At 59.5% G+C, this 22,435-nt stretch carries 13 protein-coding genes and 1 pseudogene; 11 read left to right on the top strand and 3 right to left on the bottom strand.

The window, feature by feature from the left end:
• Positions 1-139: 139 nt before the first annotated feature.
• The 5 genes from PAN08_RS17760 to PAN08_RS17740 all read left to right on the top strand — a co-directional run bounded on the left by PAN08_RS17760 (position 140) and on the right by PAN08_RS17740 (position 13,679).
• Positions 140-346 carry a heavy-metal-associated domain-containing protein gene (locus PAN08_RS17760; protein ID WP_057633327.1) on the top strand — a complete coding sequence of 69 codons (207 nt, stop codon included), beginning with the start codon at positions 140-142 and terminating at the stop codon, positions 344-346.
• Positions 347-370: 24 nt separating this feature from the next.
• On the top strand, positions 371-1,231 hold the full coding sequence (locus PAN08_RS17755; protein ID WP_057633303.1) for a hypothetical protein: 861 nt from the start codon (positions 371-373) through the stop codon (positions 1,229-1,231).
• 497 nt (positions 1,232-1,728) lie between these two features.
• Positions 1,729-3,141 carry an MFS transporter gene (locus tag PAN08_RS17750; RefSeq protein WP_057633302.1) on the top strand — a complete coding sequence of 471 codons (1,413 nt, stop codon included), beginning with the start codon at positions 1,729-1,731 and terminating at the stop codon, positions 3,139-3,141.
• Between the two features lie 561 nt (positions 3,142-3,702).
• Complete coding sequence (locus PAN08_RS17745) at positions 3,703-8,346, top strand: hypothetical protein (protein ID WP_269792848.1); 4,644 nt, start codon at positions 3,703-3,705, stop codon at positions 8,344-8,346.
• A gap of 371 nt (positions 8,347-8,717) precedes the next feature.
• The gene (locus tag PAN08_RS17740; RefSeq protein ID WP_269792847.1) at positions 8,718-13,679 is read left to right on the top strand and encodes a hypothetical protein; all 4,962 of its coding nucleotides are present in this window, start codon (positions 8,718-8,720) and stop codon (positions 13,677-13,679) included.
• A gap of 159 nt (positions 13,680-13,838) precedes the next feature.
• Here the strand turns inward: PAN08_RS17740 and PAN08_RS17735 are convergent, their stop codons facing one another.
• The gene (locus PAN08_RS17735) at positions 13,839-14,924 is read right to left on the bottom strand and encodes a site-specific integrase (protein WP_269792846.1); all 1,086 of its coding nucleotides are present in this window, start codon (positions 14,922-14,924) and stop codon (positions 13,839-13,841) included.
• A 104-nt stretch (positions 14,925-15,028) separates the two neighbouring features.
• Here PAN08_RS17735 and PAN08_RS17730 point away from each other — a divergent pair, with 104 nt between their 5' ends.
• From PAN08_RS17730 to PAN08_RS17715, 4 genes are all read left to right on the top strand, one after another.
• Positions 15,029-15,925 (top strand): DNA-binding protein, encoded by an 897-nt coding sequence (locus PAN08_RS17730; RefSeq protein ID WP_269792845.1) that lies wholly within the window; start codon positions 15,029-15,031, stop codon positions 15,923-15,925.
• Positions 15,926-15,965: 40 nt separating this feature from the next.
• On the top strand, positions 15,966-16,409 hold the full coding sequence (locus PAN08_RS17725; RefSeq protein WP_269792844.1) for an NIF family HAD-type phosphatase: 444 nt from the start codon (positions 15,966-15,968) through the stop codon (positions 16,407-16,409).
• Between the two features lie 824 nt (positions 16,410-17,233).
• Positions 17,234-17,560 (top strand): DUF3653 domain-containing protein, encoded by a 327-nt coding sequence (locus PAN08_RS17720; protein WP_269792843.1) that lies wholly within the window; start codon positions 17,234-17,236, stop codon positions 17,558-17,560.
• A gap of 70 nt (positions 17,561-17,630) precedes the next feature.
• The gene (locus tag PAN08_RS17715) at positions 17,631-17,945 is read left to right on the top strand and encodes a hypothetical protein (protein ID WP_269792842.1); all 315 of its coding nucleotides are present in this window, start codon (positions 17,631-17,633) and stop codon (positions 17,943-17,945) included.
• Between the two features lie 276 nt (positions 17,946-18,221).
• Here PAN08_RS17715 and PAN08_RS17710 read toward each other — a convergent pair.
• Positions 18,222-18,355: pseudogene (locus PAN08_RS17710) on the bottom strand (TraX family protein); the annotation flags it as partial.
• Positions 18,356-18,420: 65 nt separating this feature from the next.
• Between PAN08_RS17710 and PAN08_RS17705 the strand changes: the two are divergent.
• Positions 18,421-18,714 carry a hypothetical protein gene (locus PAN08_RS17705; protein WP_269792841.1) on the top strand — a complete coding sequence of 98 codons (294 nt, stop codon included), beginning with the start codon at positions 18,421-18,423 and terminating at the stop codon, positions 18,712-18,714.
• Between the two features lie 155 nt (positions 18,715-18,869).
• Here the strand turns inward: PAN08_RS17705 and PAN08_RS17700 are convergent, their stop codons facing one another.
• Positions 18,870-19,442, bottom strand: coding sequence for a PAS domain S-box protein (locus PAN08_RS17700; protein ID WP_269792840.1), 573 nt, complete (start codon positions 19,440-19,442; stop codon positions 18,870-18,872).
• Positions 19,443-19,845: 403 nt separating this feature from the next.
• On the opposite strand from PAN08_RS17700, the gene PAN08_RS17695 reads away from it, so the two are divergent.
• Positions 19,846-22,435 (top strand): autotransporter-associated beta strand repeat-containing protein (locus PAN08_RS17695; RefSeq protein WP_269792839.1); only part of this gene is annotated, 2,590 nt, incomplete at its 3' end.

Here is a 22,435-nt window from a genome sequence, read left to right as displayed (position 1 = left end):
ATGGTCATCACCCGCGTCGCGCGTTCCGCCAATCTGAACTGAAAGAAATGGACGCGCCGATCTCGCTGGATTGCTGATTGACATTGCCACGCAGTCAACACCCAAGGTGGTCGGCGCGACAATCACTCAGGAGATCAAGATGCTTCAGTTCCATATTCCCAACATGACCTGCAGTTCGTGCGCCAAGCCGTTGGAGAACGCGTTGCTGAGCGTCGACCCGTTGGCGCAGATCGAAACCGATGTTCCGGCGCGCCTGGTGCGCATAGAAACGGCGCTGGAGGAAGCGACCTTCCTCGCCACGTTGGCAGAGGCCGGATATCCACATCACCCGCAGCTAGGCCGCTGATTTCCTCATTCGGAGAAAAATTCCATGTTGATCAAACAACTGCTCACTTTCGGCGTGGCCGCAATCGGTACAGCCGCATTACCTTCGTCGGCTTCGAATGATGTCCTCAACGGAACCTTCGCACTTTCGGGCACTGCCGAAAAAGTCACTGCCGAACTTTCCGTCGAAGAAACCGGCCCGCTTTCTCGCGAGCTGCTGATCACCTTCACCGACAAGACCACCGGCAAGCGCATAGCGCATTTTGACGAGGAACTGAGTCAGGAGCTGCACGTTCTGGCAACCGACAGCAATTTCTCCAGCTTCCTGCACGAGCATCCTGGCAAGGTTGGGGCAGATGGCCGGTTCCGGGTCGCGATGAACTTTCCCAAGCCAGGCGTCTACCATGTCTTCGCTGACGCAGTCCCCGCCGGTCTCGGTCAGCAGGTTGTTCGATTCGAAGTTCCCGTGGATGCGCCTGTCGATGCCGTAGCGCAGGCAATCCCGTCTCACCAGGAAGGGAAGGATGGCCCTTATACGATCCAGTTGGATCAGATGGGACTGCAGGCCGGAAAAGAAAACATGTTGACCTTGACGGTTCTGAAGAACGGCCAGCCGGCGCAAGATCTGGACCTCTACCTTGGTGTGCCGGCCCACGCGGTGTTCGTAGGCACCGATGACCTTGCGTATGTTCACGCGCATGCGATGTCGGCAGATGCGGCCGAAACTGCACACGGCGGACATGGCAAACACGGTTCAGAGCATGGCCAGTCCGGCCCGGTGTCCGCACAGATGATGCTCCACGCAAAGCCGCCTCATGCAGGTAAATATGCACTTTGGATTCAGTTCATGGGCAATGATGAAATTCGTACAGTTCCGTTCGTCGTTGATGTCGCTAAGGGCTCGTAAGCTGCAGATTCCCACCTCGCTGTAGCCATGGCTGGGGTAAACCCCCAGCTACGGCATGCTTGGGCGGATAGCCCGGGAATCGAGCTTCCGGTACATCTGCCTTGCCGGATGACCCCGCTGTGAAAGACTTCGATAGGGATCCGCATAGATTCAGTGATTCGCGAATTTCGATGTACATGGAAACCCGCCCCGAACAGTGCGGTCGCAAGTCCAACGATTGATTTCATCAACAAGTAAACGCACAGGGCCCGGCATCGTCCGGGTCTTGTGCGTTACCGTTTGAGAAAGGAGACAAAGAATGCAGCGGACAGACGCGATGGCCTGCACGTTCCACTTGCCATGGCATTGGTAGCCGTTGACTGCGGAGCAGTCCATTAAGGTTTTGCCCAGGCGTGCTGCGCAAAAGCTTTGGGTTTATCTATTGACCATGCCAGCGTTGTAAGCCGAACACTCGATATCAATCGCAATAAGCGAACAATTGATATTGGGGAACTCCAATGCAGAAAAACAAACCTGATCCGAAGAGATGGGCCGCCCTGGCTCTGCTTTGCGCGGCTCAGTTCATCGTGATCCTTGATACGTCCATCATCGGTGTGGCATTGCCTGCCATGCAGACTGATCTGGGTTTCAGCGCCAGCGGGCTCAGCTGGATCTTCAATGCCTATGTGATCGCCTTTGGTGGCCTGTTGCTGCTTGGGGGACGGTTGGGCGACTTGCTCGGTGCCCGCCGCATTTTTGCGAGCGGATTTGTCATCCTTACCGCGGCTTCGCTGCTGGCAGGGCTGGCGCAAAACCAAGAAATGCTGCTTGCTGGCCGTGCACTGCAGGGCGTAGGTGCCGCATTGATTGCCCCGTCCGCACTGACGATCGTCATGCGCCTTTTCGGGCACGATGGCGCCGAACTTGGCAAGGCATTCGGTTTTTGGGGCGCCGCCGCTGCCGCCGGTGGCTCGGCAGGGGTGTTCTTGGGGGGCGTCATCACCGAATGGATGACTTGGCCCTGGACTTTCTTGGTGAACGTGCCGCTCGGCTTGCTCGTGCTGACACTGATTCCGGCCGTGCTCCGCAAGTCTCCGCGCAGCAACGGCGCCGTCGACTGGTTTGGGGCGATCAGCGTGACAGGTGCTCTTGTGAGCCTGGTCTATGCCATCGTCACCATCGAGTCGGCTGGGCTTGGTTCTCCGCAGATTCTGACATTGCTGGGGATTTCGGTCGCCCTGTTCGTTGTCTTCCTGATTGTCCAGTTCGTGCGACGCGAGCCGCTTCTTCCCTTGGCTATCTTCAAGGCGCCGAACCTGGCAGCGGGCAATCTTGTGATGGCACTGCTCGGTGCCGCCTGGATCCCGCTTTGGTTTTTCCTGAATCTCTATCTTCAGCAGATTCTTGGCCTCTCCGCGCTGGCCAGCGGTTTCGCGCTCCTGCCGATGACCGCAACGATCATGATTGTGATGGTCGGGTTCTCGGGCAAGCTGATCGGAAGGCTTGGCGTCAAACCCAACCTTGTGCTCGGATTGCTACTGATGGGGGGCGCACTTCTGATGTTCGGAAATCTGCCGCTGGACGGTTCATTCGCGGTGAACGTTCTCCCGGCCTCCCTCCTCGCCGCCTTCGGTATGGCGCTGGCGTATATCCCAACGACGATGACTGGCATGGCTGGCGCCAAGCCTGAGGAAACCGGCCTAGCTTCGGGCCTGATCAATACTACCTACCAGATCGGCTCTGCCATTGGTCTAGCCGTCATGGTTGCGCTCTCGACTTTCGGTTCCGGCCAAGGCCAGACCGCCGAAGGCATGCTGGCGGGTTTCCAGGTCGCTTTCCTGGGAGCGGGCGCTACGGCCGGTTTGGCGGCGCTCGCCGCTCTGATGTTCGTTGGATCTACCGGTCCGCAAAAAGAGGTGCCGGTCGGTTAACCGCCCTCAAGTCAGCGGAGGCAAAGCCTCCGCTGACAACGGCATGGAGCAATCCCTATGCCGGCATTGCTGAAGACTGGGCGAGGTCTACTCCGGCTCGGCGAACCTCGTCCGAGGTCCGTCGATCGAGAACACGTCATTCCGCCTCATGAGTCGCGAATTATTTGATCGACGCTATATCGATCAAATGAAGTTAAAGGAACCTCTTCCCGCTGTTGCTCTCAAGGCTCAGAGAGATCTACAAACATCTATCGAAGCTGACTTAAGCGAGGTCTATCGTAAGAGTAGAGCAGAGCCCGAACGCCCGTCCGGTTTTCGGGAGGAACAGACGGCTTCTGGCAGAGAGAATGGCCGGGCAGATCAGGAGGATTAGGAAGATTTATCGGGGGTAGGGAAGGGCTTCTGATCAATAGCAGCCTGTCGTGTCGGAGGAAAGTAATAAGGAAGCGCTGTGGACTTTCCTAGACTCCTCGACTACCCGGCTTTTCGCGTTAAGGCGCAAGGCATACCCTTTTTCCGCTCGATACCCGATGATTAACCATCACCATCGGAATGTGTTCTATGGCCATTGATCCGAAGGATCTTGCCCGTCTCAAAGACCTGGTACAGGCACTCGATCCGCCGACCAAACTCGAGCACCTTGTTGCTGCGTTGCTCGGCGATCTGATCGGAACCCGGGTCACGGTGGCGAAATCGGGTTTTCAACACGGTGCTGATGGCGGCACTTCCGGTCGGCAAGAGCGATACCTGCGCGTAGAGTGCAAACGCTATCGCGACGATACCGCCCTTAACGAGCGTGAGTTGCTCGGCGAAATGGATCATGCCTTCGCCCGGGACCCTGCGCTGGAAGCCTGGATCTTGGCCGCCACTCGCGAAGTTAGTGAACAGCTCGACAAAGCACTTTCGAGCAAGGGCAACAGCCAAGGCGTGGCAGTGCTGATCCTCGATTGGAGCACGGTTGCAACGCCGATGCTGGCAGCGTTGCTGGCCTCTGGTCCGGATCTAGTCAATAGCGTTATCGGCAGGGAGGCAAACAAGATCGCCACTCGCCTTCAGCCGGAGATGGGAGCGACCATCGAGCTGTTGCGCCGTGATTTATCAGCTTGGCAGTTGGGCACGCGGAAGCTGCAACAGCTAGCAAAGTCTCGTCTACTTGATATCTGGGGGAACCCGCGCCAATCGCGAGCGCATTTCGGCCAAGTCGTATCGGGCGGAGTCAAGCCCTTGATCCACCGTATGCCGGTATTGAATAAGCTCGACGACTGGTGGATCAACCCCGCCAAACCGGGTTCACCGGTGTGCACCAACGGCTTGTTCGGCGTCGGCAAGACATGGGCGGTTGTCGACTGGTTGCAGCAGCAATCCACCGATTTTCCAACCGTTCTGCTCGTTCCCGCATCGGCAGTTCCGGGTGCAGGCCAAGGTTTTGGCTCGGTGTACGCTGTCAAGACGTTTCTCGCCCAGCGACTGCAGGAATTGACGCAAGTACGCGACGTCGACCATTGGCGAGAGCGCATGGATCGGATGCTAAAGCGTCCTGTCGACGAAGGCTGCGTGCTGGTACTAGTTCTCGATGGTATGAACCAACGACCAGATGTTAACTGGATTGCCTTGCTGAGCGCTTTGCAAGCCGATGAGTTGCGCGGACGGGTGCGCGTAATCACCACAACACGGTCGCATCATTTTGAAAACCACCTGCGACGGCTGGTCGGTCTTGAAGATCGCGCGAGCGTAATTGAAGTAGATGAGTACGACTCGAAGCCCGGTGGCGAACTCGACCAGATGTTGGCGCTGCACTCCCTCTCACGATCGGATTTACACCCCGATTTGCACGAGTTGGCGCGCAATCCACGCTTATTCGACCTTGTGATTCGCTTCCGCGATCGCTTGTCCGACGGCAATGCCGTGACGCTTCATCGCTTGCTCTGGGAGTATGGACGCGAAGCCGCCGGAGAATCGTTGCAACGTGCCTTTTCCACGCCGGAATGGGATGACTGGTTGCAGGCCGTCGCGGGTTCGCTGATCGAGGGTATACGCAGCTACTCGACCAGAGATCTGAGCGCCTTGGCTGCACCCGGTTATACAGACGAGAAGGGGGTCTACCGACGTTTGAGCGATATTATCGATACACCATTCGTAAATGCGCGAGCCGACCGCACTCTGGAACTTACCGCGCAGTTCGTCGCGCATGCGCTTGGCGCATCCGCTGTCTTTCTGCTTGCCAGCAATGAATCGCATGATCGTGATTCGCTCGAGAGCACGTTGGCGCAGTGGCTCGATCCGATCGCTGGACTGGACCAGCGTGGCGACATCTTGCAGGCCGCTGTGGCAATCGCACTGGAATCAGGGCCACCTCGTCCGTTGTTGAGCGTGCTGACTGCAGCCTGGCTCCAGACACAGAACCTGGCGCCTGCCCATCAACACGACGTTCACCTGTTGGCGCCAGAGATACCCGAGGCGTTGCTGGACACGATCGAGCTTTCACCTCGACATACGCATGCCTCGAGCCAGCAAGCCGCGATTTCCGCGCTTCGAGCCGTCGATCGCGGCAACACGAAGGTGCGCGATGTGATCCTGGAACGACTTGCCGACTGGCTGCGCGTCGTGTCGCGGGATGTGGATCCTCGCACCAAGGCCGAACCCGAGGCCGAGAGGCATCGTCACGAGCGCGTACTCGCCAGGTTGGGTGTGGATACCTCCGGACCGCTGACCATCCTGGGCGAAACCATGCATCTGGTCGACCGCGATGACACGATGTGGGCAGAGCACACCGCCGCGCTTCTGGAAGGCTACCCCCTATCCTTGGCGCTGCCGGCGTTGCGAACTGGCGCGATCGCTGCGTCTGTAGTGTTCAATCACACCGGTTGGAACCAATTGCGTTGGCTGTGCCTGCTCAACCCGCTCGACCCGGAGGCCGTGGCGGAGGCGGTGCGCACGGAATCGAAGGCCATGCAGACTCGTCCACCTGAGTCCGGGCTGCACCCCAAGCTAGGGGCTCGGGTGGCCCAACTCCTGCTCCACCTGACCGGCGAGCGTGCCGATGAGGAGGCAGCCATCGAGATCGACGCGAAGATCGGATCGAGCTTCTCGTACGAAGCAGACTACCTTGCAAATCCCACTAAAAGCATCTTTACGCTGGAGCGGCGCCATGCAGCGGCGGCTTTGTTGGACGATGAATACCGACTGGGCTTTCGCGTGCAGCGTGTGGGAGACCTGTGGTTGGATCCTACTTTCGGACCACGGGCATCGGTGTGTGACGAGGTCGCTGCGGCTGCGGATGAACTAGCAGTCGAAGCCCTGTACACCAGCCGCCATCTCTCGAGCGAATCTCACATTTTCGAAGAGCTACAGCCGGTCCTTGCGCGATGTGCACCACGGCAGCTGGCGGCGCTCCGTCGGCGTCTTGCACAAGCACCGGTCACACCGCAATCACGTGCTGCCCGCTCGTGGCGAATCAATGAGGCGCTGTTGTTATATGGCCCTGCGGAGGCCTCAGCTGCGCGAACCATCCGCACCCTTGCGCGAGAGATCCGCGATGGAGATGAGTTGCACGTGGCCTCAGAGTTGCTGGTGCCCGAATTCAAGGGGCTCGATGCATTGGCACAAGCAATCGTCGTGGTAGAGGCAAACCTTCCCCACATCCCGACTTCGATCACCGACAACCTACTCCCGCTATCCACGGTGCAAGCCGACGAATTGATAGCGCATTTTCAGAGCGGCACCGACAAGCAGCGGCGTGACGTTTTAGTGCTTCTTGTCACGGAACCGCCCTCGCTCAGCGACTTCGCATGGGAGTGGATTTCGGCCTACGCCGTTTCGGAGGACGAAATCGATCAGCGTTTGGCCTACATGGCCTTGGCTGCAGCCGACCGCATTCGACTAGGCCGGGAGCTGAACCAACGGGGCTGGCGATTCACTGTCGGAACCGATGCGTTCCTGGCACATGATGCCTCCGGGGCCTTGATGGCAGCCACAACATCAACTCCATTTGACCAGGTCGCCCAACGGCTTGCCCCATGGCGTTTGCTTGAGGCCGTGCGCCAGCGTGGGGGCGATCCGTCCGAAGTGCGTATTGCTGCAGAGTTGCTAGATATGGTGCTGACTGGCGGACCATCGCAACCGTTGGACGTAGGCGCACAACTTTCCATTCGACGCGATGACGATTCGACGCGACCCTCTTGGTATTCGGTCAGCCCGCTTGCGCCGGCACAGCCACATTCCGCCGAGGCGCTTCGTGACGCTTTTGATGAGGATGCACAGCGGGTTGCTCAAGAACGTGCCAGTGAAATTGCGGAAGCGAGCATTAGAAGGGCACGCCGTGACGGTGCCAGCCTGTTCCTGGAGTTCGTGGGTCGTGAGGATGCCGTCACGCTGTGTCGGTATGCGCCAGAATTGGTCGAACGTTGGATCGCCGGGCATGAAACGTTGGCGCCGGATTTTGTGCGTCGAGTGCAGCTGGCCGAAGGGTTGTTCCTGGCATTGTGCGAAGCATTGCTCGCTCTCGATCCACTCCGAGGGGTGAGCGTGTGGCACACCTTAAACCGAGCCTTGCGCACCCGTATTACGGGGGCAGCCGAATTGCCGGAGTTACTGCACATGCTGTTCCGGGCCCCGCATTCGGCTGAGGTCGATGCAGCACGAGTCAAACTGCTGGCGCTAGAGTCGACGAAGACAGATGCGGACCTCTACCAATTGGCGTTGGCAGCCGAACTCAACGGGCAGAGCGAGTGGTTGGACTCGCTCATCGCTCAGGACACTGCGTCCAGCCGACCGTGGCAACAACTGCGTGCGCAAACCCTGAAAGGGTTTCGCGTCGGCAACGCGTTGCCAGTGCCGGACGCCTGGCCAGAGGGATTTTCGACATCTTGGGCCCAGGATGTGCGTCTCCGCGCGGCCCGATTGGAATACTTCGAAGCCTGCGCCCGGCACTGGTGGAAGGAGTATTGGCGGTGCGAAGACCTTGAGGAGGCCTATGCAGCTTGGGTATTGTTCTGCCATTGTGCTGATCGGCGCTCGGCGGCCTGGATGGCCACCGAGGCCGCCAACTCACCGAATGGCCCAGAGCTCAAAGCAGCCAAATACCGGCACTGGCAGGCCAACCGGCAGCAATGGAAGCAGGGTGCGGATAAGTCCAGTCGCAACCTGGAACGCAACTTCCTCGGGCGCAAGACTGAGGACAAAGTATGGCCTTGGCGCGACGAATGAAGGTCACCGTATGGTCGCGGGGCGCTATTTTGGATCGCCAGTTCTGATAGGTAGCCACGATTCGGACTCGCCAACGAGGCCCTGATATGCACGAAACGCCAGACAACGGCACAGACAATAATGATTCGGTAGCGGACACCACCGGCGTCATTGCTGAGACGGGCCAGGGTCGTCGTGGACGACGGCAACGACGAGTCGACGATCCACCGCCTGCGACAGCTCCAGCGGCCTCCGGCCCTGCGGGTGCAAATCTGGAGGGACACGTAGGTGCCCAGTACCTGCTGCCTCTTCTCACCGGTGGGGAGGCGCGCGGCCTTCCCGGGGTCGTGGTGACCAGTGTCGCGTTTCAACGTGGCGGATTAGGTCACCCGATGGACGATATCGTCGTAACCGGCGTGGATACGCGAGGCCATGCCGCGACCCTTGAGTTGCAGGCAAAACGGACTATCACCTTCGCGGCGAATGACGCCATCTTTGGCGAAGTCGTTGCGCTCGCCTGCCAAGCTGCGGCAGCACCAGGCTTTTTTGATGGTCGGCACGAGCTTGCGGTGGTGACCGCTCGGACAACCACCAAGATCGAAATGCACGTGCAAACCGTACTGCGATGGGCGCGTGACAACCAAACTGCTGCCCCCTTTTTTGCACGCTTGAATCAGACCGGCGTAGGCCATCAAGCCATGCGCGATTTCGTGAGCGCTTTCCGAGGCAAGATGCAGGCAGCGGGCGCGGACCACGACGATGAGGCGGTGTGGCGCTTGCTTTCCCGCTTTCAGGTCCTGGTCTTCGATCTGGAGCACCCCGGTTCGATATGCATGGCCCTTGCTCGAGATCGGTGCGCTGCCGCGCTCGCGTCAACCGACAGCGCACGGGCAGGTGAACTCTGGGATTCCCTCGCGCGAATTGCACTCGAAATCGATGCATCCGGTGGCGATCTGGATGCCCTGTCTTTACGAGCCCGCGTCGTTGAACGTGGGTACCGTCTGGTTGGCGATCGGCGACTCTTTCATGCGAGGGAACGGCTTGCCGCAATTGCGCACCATGCCTTGGACGACATCAAGACCACCGTGCGTGGCGTCCATGTGGATCGATCCAGCACGGTTGACGAAGCCCTACTAGCCCTGGGGAACGGTCGGTACCTAGAGATTCGTGGCGAAGGCGGTGTTGGTAAGTCTGCAGTCCTGAAGGACATCGCAATCCGTGTGCTGATGGAATCCCGCGTCTTGGTGCTCGCCCCCAATCGAGTTCCCGCGGGTGGCTGGGAGGCATTCCGGTCGCAACTTGGCTGCGATGCTAGCGCCAGTCAGTTGCTCTCCGACCTTGCCGGCGATGGCGGCGGAATGCTGCTGATCGATGGGATCGATCGATTCGACGAACCCGGGCAACGCAACACCATCGCGGACCTGCTCAGGGCAGCAGCCAGCGTGGCTGGTTTTCGCGTGGTGGCTACCACACGCTCTGATTTTGATACAGATGATCGCTCGTGGTTGCCAATGGACGCCATCCAGCAGCTGGGCGAGGTGGCCACCGTTCTTTTGGGCGATCTCACCGAAGAGCATGTGGCGCACCTCAGACAAGCCGATGCAACGCTTTCAGAATTGCTTCGACCGGGGCAGCCTGCTGAAGCCTTAGTGCGCAATTTGTATCGGCTTGACCGGCTCTCCCGTGCTGCCGGATCCGACACCACGGCGTTGACCGAAGCCCAGATGGCCAAGCAGTGGTGGGACACTGGTGATCGTGGCGAGCGCTCCAACCGCATCTATCGTCAGCGGGTGCTGTACGCATTGGCCGAACATCTGCTGGTTTCGTCTGAGCCCATGGATCTCGGTACGTTGTCCGCCTCAGCGATTGAGGACTTGGTAGAAAGCGGATCACTCAGGCTACTATCCGCAGCGCGTGGTCTGCCAAAGCATGATGTGCTGGGAGATTGGGCTATTGGGTGCCTTCTCCATAGCGAGCCCAGTCGTGTCGCATCCCTCCCGCTGTCCCGTGCGGCGCCCGCGCGCTTGGTGCGTGGATTGGAGATGGCGGCTAGGCTGCATGCGGAACAGGGCACGAACTCCCTAGGATGGCGCGATCTGCTAGCGCAAGCCAGCGCGAGCGGCTCGCATGGTTCATGGCGGCGCGCCGTGCTGCTGGCGCCGGTGCGCTCCGAACGCTCCACGGAAGCCCTCGACAATTGCTTGCCAGATCTTGCGGGCGAGGACGATGCTCGCCTGTTGAGTGACATCATTCGTGCCACCGTCGTCCTCGACTCGCGTCCCGCCGCACCGATTTGGGCTGCGGTTGGGATTGACACAACCAACTTCACGGACGACTTCGTCCTGCCACGCGGCCCAGGTTGGCTTAACCTGATCCAATGGTCGTTGGTGAGTCTCCAGCGTCTGCCGGAGAGCACGATCCCGGAATGGATTGATCTGTACGGACGCTGGTGCGCGGCTTATCTGGGAAAGGATGCAATTTCGCCGCGTCTGGTCAGGCACCTTTACGACTGGCTGGTCGTGGTCGAGGCAACCCGTTCCGATTTCAGGCGAGGATCTGCCCATGATCCAGGAGAGAGTCCACGCCTGTGGTTGCCTCGCGCACGACGCGAGGACCTTCGTCGGACTTTCTTGGCCTGGTGCCAGCTATGCCCAGCTGAAACCGCCAGCTACCTGTCGCAGCTGGGCATGGATCCGCGACGAGACGAGGCATTTGAAGGATTGCTGGCCTTCATCGGTTCGGCGGCGAATGCAGCACCTGAGGCCTTGGCCGACCTCTTCATCCTCGCGTTGCCGGAAGGAGACGATGACGACCGACACCACAGTGAGCTATTCCCACGCTGGGATTTGAACTATCTACCTGCGTCACCAGCGCGCCCCCCATTTTTGGCGTTGTTGCAAGCCGAAAAGCATCACGGACTACGCCTCATTCGAAGCGTTGTCGACTACGTCGTCACGAGACGAACGCGCGGTCGTGCTGCGGGACAAGATCAAGTTGCCATCGACGATGGGGACTCTCTTCGGAGTTATCCGTGGCAACGCTCGTACATGATGTCTCGTTCTGACAATAGCTACATTGTCCAATCAGCACTCATGGCACTTGAGGCATGGGGGCATCAGAGAATCGAAGCAGGAGACGACTTCGCAGATGTCTTGAACGACATCTTGGGACCCGAGAGTTCGCCAGCTGCATACCTTCTGGTAGCCGTCGATCTTTTGCTGTCGCATTGGCCCAAAAGCCTATCATTCATCGGGCCATTCGCTTCATCACCCGAACTGTTGACCCTGGATCACATCAGGCCTGTGCATGAGGCATTCAATCAGCATCACCAACCTTGGATCCACCCAGAACCGACCGGCAGTGTTCGACTAAACGACCTGATGCAGCGCGCCTCTCGACGCGTCTCCTTGGAACGAGTGCTTGGGCTTACTGCAATAAATGGTCCGGAGCCGATTCGTGCGTCTATGGAGCGTGCCTTGCAGGATGCGATTGCCCGTTTGGGTCCGCCGGATGAGAACGCTGATCTGAACGATCCAAAGGTAATGGCCACACATGCGCTGAATTTGCTTAATCCCGCGAACTACCGGGGTGTGGGTGAACCACCGGGTGCAGAAGGGTATGAATATGTTTCGCCAGCGGAGGAAGAAGCGCACTTTGCGCGACTTCAGCAGCAATCGGCTTCGAGGACTTCACAAACGAGTCTATGTCTCCAATTGACACAGGAGATCATGGAGCCGTCGTGTCCAAGTGCGCTCTTGGATCAAGGCCTGGCATGGGCAACACGCCCTACGCCAGCAGACGAATCGCCCGAAGACGAGACTGATCGCGAGATCATCGAGCGAGCTCGGCTCGTCGTTGCAGCACTGGTATTGCGGGATAGTGCTACTGAACTTCAAGCCGCGCATCGTGCGTGGGCGACAGAACAATTGACCGCTGCGGCTGATAGCGAGATCAATGAATACCGGCATCAGCGACTGCCATATAACACGCACGCGATTGCGGCCATCGGATTGTTGGCGGATTCTCGGAACGTCCCGTCCGCTTCCGACTTTCCGCGCCTGTTTCGGCTGGCGACGCAACTCCCAACTGGCATCGTCGAGGTAATGCGTTTAGAACTGAAGGCGCATCGACACATTGCAGACGCCATCGGTAGGTCCCTGGTTCGTCTCGCCTTTTCCGGTTCTATCTACGCAGTGCGGCAACCAGAAGATTGGGTTGGTGGTGCTTCGAACTATCAAGCCTTGGAAGCCGCTAGAGCCGTCGCAGATCGGGAACGACGGCAAGCAGCCGTTGAAGCGGAATTGGCATGGCATGCTGGCGACGCGTCGGAACCCAGTTGGCCCGAATTGCCAGCGCCCCATGACCCGCGGCCACGCCGCGGCCTTCGCATTGGCCATGCGTCAATGGAACTCGAAGTACCCGTCGCCCCCAGAGTGCTTGCATTGGCCGAATCCAGCGCAGCAACGGTACTCAGCGTCGCGGTCGACCTGTGGCGCGTGTCTCATCCCGCCCTTCTGGAAAGTCTTGTCAGGCATGCTTGGCCATGGACGGCAGCAGCCAATGGCGTGGGCGCGGATCCGGAGTTTGAGCCAGGCGAGCGTGCGTTCGAATGGAACCACGCGTACTTTCCGGCAGCCCTCGCGGCTGCTGCACTCGACCCTGGAACCCTTCAGTCCCACATGACTGGTCTGTTGGCACAGCTGCCCGAGCAACGATTCCTCATCGCAGCGGGGATAACGTTGCAGGCCTTGGATCAATTGTGGCTCGGTGACCGTGTCATTGACGACGACGTCGCCCTGCCACTACGCGAGTCGATCGCCGGGAAGATCTTCGCCACTTGGTCCTGGCGTCGATTGTGCGGCGAACTCACTACAGGCATCGATAGCGATGCGGTCGATGCGGTCGCGGCGATATATATGTGCAATTACGTTTTGGGAGAAGTCAGTTGTTACATTACCCCGATTGGCATGCCCCAAGTCGACCGCTGCCTGCCATTCCTCGAAGACGCCGCTGTACAGGCTGCCGGCTCGACGTTTGTTGCGCTGACGATCATGAGGCTTCTCGACGTAGATCCGCAGCCGCATCGGCTTGGCGTGCTATCTAGACTCGTGAGGGCATGGTGGGCGGCACGTGGCGCGGATGCAGACTTTTGGATCAACTACGGCATCGCGCAACGTGTGCGCGACTGGATTGCCAAAAGTGTGCTGGCTGTCGGCACGGACGCAAGCGTTCTTGAAAGCGATGAACTTGCTTCGATCCTTGACGTCTTGTTGCAGTGCGCAGGCCCAATGGCGCTGGCACTAGAAGAGCGAGTGACTGCTGCGCGGAATAGGTTAGCTTCCTCTGCCGATTGATCTCATATGCGGTTTCGATGCCTATCAAGTTACTTGTTGAGACTGTGCGGCGGCTCTTTCAGGTGAGGCATCACGTCGAGGTCAACACCGTTGGCTGGCTCGGAGCACGGTGAGCGATTGTCTTTACACTATTGAATGGAATTCACCATTCGGGATGGATCAGTCTTCCAGAAGGCGGGCCGCGGGATTCGAAGTGGCGCCGCCCGACTGAAAATACCCCACCACACTCGACACCGACCGGTGCTCGGTCAGTTGCATGATGGCCGGCAGTGCCACCCCTTGGCGGCTGGCTTCGGTCACGAACCCGGACCGCAGGCTGTGCCCACCAAAATCCCCCTCCAGCCCGGCCAGGCGCGCCCGTCGCTGCACGATCTCGCCGACGGCGGCCGGGGACAGGGCAGGGCCGACGCGTTGCTTCCAGAGCCGCCGGAAAATCGCCCCTTCGGTGATCCCGGCTGCGTCCAGCCAGTCCTGCAGAGCGAGGGCGGCCCGATCCAGTACCGGCTTGTCCGGCGTCGAGGTCGCAGTGACACCGGCCTGCTGGGTCTTGCTGTGCTCCAACCGGTAGATATAACCCTGATCGCCGATGCGGCGCAGGTCACGCAGGTCGGCCGCAGCGATCTCGCTGCGCCGACGGCCGCCGCTGGCAAACCCAAAGCAGAGCAGGGCACGGTCACGAATGCCTTCCAGGCTGCCGTCGCAGGTGGTCAGCATCGCCTCCAGTTCGGGCAGGGTGATAGCGGTCTTCTTGCGCGGCCGTTCGCCGCGCTTGACGGCCGCCCGCGCGGCACGACTGAGCACGGTGCGGATCGCCGGCTGCTCGCAGGGATTGGCCACTTGCTTGAGTCGGTGCGCGGTGGACAGGACGGCAACGCGATGGCGCACGGTGGCCAAGGTCCACGGGCCGAGCTTGGCCTTGAGGCCAGCGGCCACCAAGGCCTGATCTACGGCCGGCGGCAGCTCCCACGTCAGATCTCCGTCGGCCGAGCGGCGCTGCACGTGATCGACCACGAACTGCAGCACGGTGGCTTCGGGCACCGGCAAGGCCAGCTCGATGCCGTAGCGCGCTGCATGCCAGCCAGCCCAGTAGCGCAGGGCACTGGTGTAGCTGCGCGTGGTGTTCTCGGCTGCCGCTTCGGCCAGCAATTCGCGCACCGCATCGGCCGCCTCGCGGGCCAGCTGTTCGGGCAGCACCAGGCTGGTAGTCGTCGCGGCGAGCATGGGAATCGTGGAATTATCTTTCATACTATGTAATGTATACTACGAAATAGAGCTTATACCCGCGATAATCATCACTTATCGTGAGTATGAAATCAATAGAGTAGGGCGCCGATACAGGAGACGTCAGCATGGCCCGCGGCATCACCGAATCCGATGTGCACACCGCTGCCGACGAGCTGGTGGCCAACAGCGAACGCCCGACGGTAGAACGCATTCGCGCGCACCTGGGCACGGGATCACCCAACACCGTTACTCGGTGGTTGGACACCTGGTGGAAAAATCTGGGCCTTCGACTGCAGCCCAAGCGTCCATATTTGAAGGACGCGCCGGCAGCACTGGCCGAGTTGGCCGGGCAGTGGTGGGCATTGGCGTTGCAGCATGCCCGCGAGTCGGTTTTGGAAGAGTTCGCGGATGCCAGGCAGACACTTGCGACTGGGCACGATGAGCTGCGAGGGCAGCAGCAGAACTTTGCCGAGGAAGCGTCCGAACTCCATGCTAAAGCGACAGCTTCCGCCCACGCAGAACGCCTCGCACTGACCCAGGTGGCGGAGCTCCGGCAACTCGTGGAGCAGCTTCAGTCACAGCTCGCAGTGTCAGCCCAACAACGTACCTCTGCGGATCTGCGGCAGGAGCAACTAGATAACGCCAGACTGGGACTGGAAGCCAGGCTGCACGAGACGCAGGAGTTGGCCAGATCTGAGCGCGATAATCTGATGGAACACACCAGATATGTAGAAGATCGTGCAGCACGGGAGGTCGACCAAGCCCGCCAGCTGGCCAAGGAAGCACAGGTCAAGTTGGCATCTGCAGGGAAGCTCCACGCCACAACCGAGCAGTCACTGACCGCTGCTTTGAAGGCTGCCCAGAACGCAGCGGCGGTTTCCTCTAAAGAAGCGGACCGGCAACGTGCAAGATCAGAGATCTTGGAAGAACAGTTGACCAGGATTCCTGCGGCTATCGAGGCGGCCTTGCGCGGTAAACGTAAACTGCCAGGCTCCAACAAGAAGACGGAGAAACCGCGCTGAACTTTTCTGCATGCCGCCTGCTAGCGAAAGGAACAATGTGATGAAGCCGACCATTCTCGCAATGGACCTGGAAGGGACACTGATCTCCAACGCCGTGAGTCAGATTCCACGCCCAGGCCTTTTTCCGTTCTTGCAGTACATGCGGGCCCAGTTCAGCCAACTGGTGATTTTCACGACTGTTCCTGAACCTCTGGCAAGAAGGATTTGCAGTCTGCTGGTGGCGGAGAGTGCAGCTCCCACGTGGTTTGCACAACTTCCCTACATCTTTTGGGAGGGGCCGACCAAGGACCTACGATTTGTCACATCGGACCCCTGCGATGCGATTCTCCTGGATGACTATGCCCCATACGTGCATCCGGGTCAGGAAAGCCAATGGGTGGAGATTCCATTGTTTGGTTCGCCCTACGCCGATGACGACATCGGCCTAGACCTAGCAAGGCTCCGAATTCACGAACGACTCGCTAGACTCTCGCACGGGAAATAGCCTTGCGCTCAGTCGTGAACATCGCAAGGCGCACGTAGCCACCCAGCGATCGGATGCGCGTGTTTTCTGTGTCACCCAGATGAAGGCCAACGCTGGCCCTCGAATCTCATTGATCCGCACCAAAGCCCAAACATTGTGGGCTCCGAGGCCGAGTAGCGACACCTCACCGCCGTCGGCTGCCTGACACGAAAAACACGCGATCAAGGGCCGCAGAAGACCCTGGACCACATCGTGTACCCCTAAAGGAAGAATTCTTTACCTATGTTTGCAGCAGATAGAAATCTCTGCGTCCTAAGTGCAGAGTTTCTACCTACAGAGGGCAATTTCGTCTACGAAGGACATCAGCACCCGCAGGATCGACGGCTGCAGACTTTGAAGAGGGTCGCTGCGGTGGTTGGTTTCCATCTGACGCGTCCAACGGAACATACCAGGACAAGTGGGCACACGAAGCTGCAGGGCTCGCGTAAATGTACATACCTGTGTGCGGTAGGAATCTCGGTGTACACGCTTTAGTGCGTCAAATGTACATGTTAAGTGCGGGCGCGGGACACTGAAGAGTGCGATGCCCACTAGCATTTACTTAGGATCGTGTCCATGAACGGTGGAAAATACCTAATGAAATCAATGAGGGGCGCGATCCAACGCAAAAAGGACACGAACTAAAAAAACCGACAGATCCAGAGCCAGATCCAGCTAATCCGGCGAAGAACAGTCTGATAAGCCATTTCGCATAATGTATATTATGTAAACTAAAGGCCAGCTTTGGCTCTGCCGATTCCAGCGCCATCACGCCCCCCAACATCTCCCGCGTGACCAGAGGAAATATGAAAGACAGGAAGTTGACCGGCTCTTGGGCCGGTTTCGCATTTAAGGGAGGCCGATTGGTGACGCCCGAAGGCCGAGAACTTTTTCCGGAGGATCTAGCTTGGATTAGTCTGACTGCACAACTTGCGCAGGAATATCGGCGACTTCTTGAAGCTGACAGGCACGCCCGAGGCCTGATCACACCGAGCCTCAAACCGATGAAAAGCGGCATTCGTCAGTTGCCGACTCGGAACGCGGAACCATGCCCTGTAGTCCCGCTGATATCGACGCTGAGGCGATCCGGGCGCGGTGACACTGCAGGGGCAATGCCCCTGCACCCCGGTTAGAATCCGCTCAGGATGAAATCTGGGGGATTCATGGAGCGAGAACGAGAAGCCGCGCTGGAGCTTTCCTTGGATGACCGTAATTGGTATCGCAGTGCTGGCGCTGGCCATCTTCGGCATCAAGCAGCACCTTGCTACGCAGGTAGCGTGGAATCAGCGGTTCGCACAGTCACGTCATTCACCAACCAAGGACGCGATGATTGCCCTAGCGAGGCGGAGCGCTGAAATTGAAGCCGATGATGCAGCCGAACGACTGCGCAGGCTTGGCGAAATGCAGCGCGCCAGTGAGAAGTACGAGCGTGATCGGAAGGCCTGGCGCTGCATCAACCACATTCCATTCCGGCAGATTCCGGGAGGCTGGGAGAATGTACCGGGTGAAAGCTGCTAATTTAGTGACACGTCACGAAAATACTGCTGAGGCGGAAATGTCGGAACTGTGGGCTGATTTTTGGAAGCCGGCTTGGTGGACGAGCGTGGTCGTTGCAGGACTCCAACTAGAACCATTGATGCGCCAAGCGATCTCGTGATGATTCACGAGATCGTAGCGAGTAGCGCGATGTGAGCCACGTAATAGCCATAGAACGCCCCGCGCATTCGCGGCACCTGCATGTCGACCTACCCCAGCGCCACAGCAATGCCCATGCGTTGCCGTTGTAGAAACACACATAACCAGAGCGAACACAGGGAACGCGATGCGGCCCAGCTCGCTGACCACTGGAACGTAGCCGATGTAGGGCAGCTTTACGACGTGGTCACCGGTCATCAACAGCAGAGAATTTCCCTTCCGGCGCTGGTCATAGCGGGTAATCCGTAGCTGGGGTGAAGGTGCCGGTGCTGTATCCCTGCGATCCGGGGAATGTGCCTTGGCCACGCCGCCCCCGATTGATCACTGCCCCGCCCTGCGAAGCCCGATCAGCCAGCGCTTCCCTGCCCCGCTCTATTTGTGTCGGTCCGTCGTCAAAGCGGTCATCGCGATCATCACGCAAAGGCTGGTGCTGGCCGCGTCGTGCGACAAAGCAATACGTAAGTTCATCGATCACGTAATTGTTGCCCTGCTCGGTGATGCAGGTACACGACGGCTCGGCGTGCTTGTCCTGGGCATTGGCTCCAGCCATCGACGACATGCAAAACAATTGCGGCGGCTTGCGTGGATATGACGCTCAATCAGGTCTTGCACGAACAGCTGTCGAGCGCGGTATAGACCCGCCATGGATGGACCTTGCCCCAACCCAGTGGTCGCAACGCGTAACCGTTCGGCAACCTCTGCTATATGCCACCGACCCGCTGCGGGCCCCGGAAGCTGTATGACGAATCAGAACACGCCGTCGATCTTCATTGCCTTGAGCCACAGTGCCATCAGCCCGGCGCGGCTACGCACACCAAACTTCCGGAAAATATGGGTGACGTATGAATGCGTGGTGGAGACCGCAAGGCAGAGCTGCTCGGCGATCTGTTTTTCGGTGGCTTCGGTGAGCAGCAGCTGCAGCACCTTCTTCTCGTGAGGTGCAAGGCGGGCTACGCCAAGCAGTTCCTCGATCTTTGTAGAAACCGGTTGCCGCAAGGAAGTCACATCGCGGGCAATACCGATGCGCAACTGCTGCGCCTTCAGCCAACGTGCCGACCACATGACCTGCACTTCATTGCCCACCTTGTGCAGGTATCGGTTCTCGAAGCCGACCCGGGCGCCATTGCGCACGACATTGCGTGCCTCGCGCAGGGTCCGGTCCTGTTCGCGACGCACCACAAGATCGAGCAACGGCACGCCGGTCAACTCGCCGGGAACATACCCGAAGATGTCTTCGCAGGCGGCGCTGGCGTAGGCAATGCGATGGTTTGCATCAACCATGAAGACCGCATCAGGCAGCTGGTCATAGATTTCAAACATGCTGCCACTGCCAAACGGCGCCATTGCCTTCCCCTGTGAACTTCGGCACCACCCTGCCCCTTGGAGCGGATGAACGAAGATGGATTGTCAGCACGGATCGTACCGGCCCGGAACTGCTGACTCGCCGTGATGAAACCTGCCTCAAGTGACACAAAGCGTGAGGCAGCTGCTGCCGCGCCTGACGGTTTCCCTTGTTGGCTCTTCACCTTTTCTCTGCGGCCTCACATCGCATGGCAGGACACCTGCCGTCCACACCTGCTTCCCCATCCGACACGGGTGCCTTAAGGCATCCAGTAGCGCCCGCTGGACCGGGGATGGTCCTGCACTTCACTCGACATATCGGCCGCCGCCGCATCCGGTTGCGACCTTGCTTACCCGTTTGCGCAACTTCCAAGAGCTCATCATGAATCACGTCTACCGCATCGTCTTCAATCGCGCCCTTGGTCTGTGCCAAGTGGTTTCCGAACTGGCTTCCGTGCATGGCGGCCGCGCCGCGAAAGCAATGTGCCTGGCCCCGCGTCCGTCGCTGCTGGCCAATGCCTGTCTGCTCGCGCTGGGGATGACGATGGCGGCAACGGTGGGCGCACAGACCGTGATTGAGAACCGGGTGCTGGAGATCGACAATCCTGCTGATCTCACCGGTGACGTGACACTGGGCAGCAATGGCGAACTGCGTGGCACCGCCGATGTCACCCTTACAAATAGTTTCTATATCGAGGCGACAACGCCGACGATTTCCGCTGCTACCGGCACCATGCTCACCCTGACAGGCTTCCTCACCATAGGGACCGACGCCGGGCTTTCCTTCGGCTCTGCCGGCAATACAGGCACCGTGGTCGCCAACTATTCAGCGATTGGATCGCCAGGCACGCCCATAGCACTCAACGTCAATTACGGCACGCTGCGCATTGTCGCCGCATCAATTTTGTATCCTTTCATGACATCCACGAACATCGCTGGCGGCGCGATACTGGATTTCAACGACAGTACCCGGGCCGAAAACGCAATCAGCAACCTTCATGGTGCCGGAACTCTTAGAACAGGTTCGTTGACTGACACCATTGTCGGCATCAAGGACGGTACGTTCGACGGGGTTATCGTGGGCGCCGGCGGAGTTGAGAAGCGCGGCAACGGCACGCTGACTTTGAGTGGCTTCAACACATACAACGGCAGCACCACCATCAGTAGCGGCACCCTCGCGCTGACTGCTGGGGGCAGACTGGCGGCTACGAATGCGGTGAATCTCACTGGCGTCGATGCCGGCTTCGACATCTCCGCCGCAACGGTCGATCAAACCATTGGCAGCCTGGCGGGCGTTGCCGGCAGTACTGTCACCTTGGGCGCGAGCTCCCTGAGCGCCGGCGGAGACAATCGCTCGACCCAGTACGCGGGCGCCATCAGCGGCCCGGGCGGGCTCATCAAGGTGGGCGGCGGCGCTTTGACGCTGACAGGCAGCAGCAACTACGGCAACACCAACGTTAACGGCGGCACGCTGGCCATTCAGAGCGGCGGTTCGGTCAGCAATACCGGCACTGGAACGATCGACGGCGCCGCCGACACCAAGGCCACGGTAAGCGGTCTGGGCTCCTTCTGGACCAACAGCGGCGAACTCCGTGTTGCCCAATCAGCCAACGGCACCTTGGTCGTAACCGACGGCGGTAAGGTCAGTAGCAGCCGCGGGCTCGTCGGTACAAACCCCAACTCCATCGGCAGCGCCACGGTGAGCGGCAAAGACGCCACCTGGGTCAACAGCGGCTACCTTTACGTCGGCTTGCGCGGTAAGGGCACCCTGACCGTGGCCGATGGCGGTGTGGTCAGTAATAGTCACGGGATCCTCGGTTCATATACCAACTCCATCGGCAGTGCCACGGTGAGCGGCAAAGGCGCCATCTGGACCAACAGCAGCCAATTAGCTATCGGAGAGTCTGGCACCGGCACCTTGATCGTGAAAGACGGCGGCATGGTCAGCAGTACCGTGGGGTTTATTGGCAATGCCGCCAACTCCACCGGCAGCGTCGCGGTAACGGGTAACGGAGCCACATGGATTAATGATCACCTCCAAGTCGGCGTATCCGGCAGTGGAACCGTGTCCGTCGCCAACGGAGGCACCGTCAGCAACAGTGGCAACGTGATGATCGGCTATCGCGAAGGCTCCAATGGCAGTGTCTCTGTGAGTGGTATGGGCTCCACTTGGAACAACGACGATCAGCTTTACATCGGCTTGGCTGGCACGGGTACCTTGACCGTGCAGCATGGCGGCAAGGTGTCAGCCAGAAATGGCAGCGGTTTGGTTGAAGTCGCACGGAATGCTATGGCCGCAGGCGCGGTGAACATCGGTGCCCCGATGGGTAACGCAGCGGTAGCAGCTGGCACGCTGGAAGCCAGCGAACTGCGCTTCGGTGCGGGCAGCGGTAGTTTGAATTTCAACCACACCGATCCGGCGTACATCTTCGGCACCCAGATCACCGGCGCCGGTGCGGTCAACCAGGCAGCGGGCACCACCCTGCTGACCGGTGCCAACAGCTACACCGGAGGTACCACGGTGAGCGGTGGCACGTTGGTGATTTCTTCAGATGACAACCTCGGGGCGGTCACCGGCACCCTGACGCTCGATGGCGGCACTTTGGCAAACACCGCAGGCATCAGCAGCGCCCGTGCCGTGAACCTGGGGACGCGCGGCGGAACGGTCGACGTGACCCCAGGCGTTCTCCTCAACCTGGGTGGTGTGATATCGGGTCACGCACTGACCAAGACGGGCGGTCTTGTGATGCTCACCGCCGACAACACCTACACCGACACCACCATCAGCTCCGGCACGCTGCAGGTGGGCGGCGGCGGCACCACGGGCACGCTGGGTAGCGGCAAGGTCATCAACAATGCAGCGTTGGTCTTCAATCGCAGCGATGCTTTGGTGGTAGACAACGACATCAGTGGCATCGGTAAATTCGCCCAGAGCGGCAGTGGCTTGATCACGCTCACGGGCACCAATACCT

The sequence above is a fragment of the Stenotrophomonas sp. Iso1 genome (genome assembly GCF_027497995.1).
In the GTDB taxonomy this organism is placed as follows: domain Bacteria; phylum Pseudomonadota; class Gammaproteobacteria; order Xanthomonadales; family Xanthomonadaceae; genus Stenotrophomonas.
This window is presented reverse-complemented; position numbering and strand designations above follow the sequence as displayed.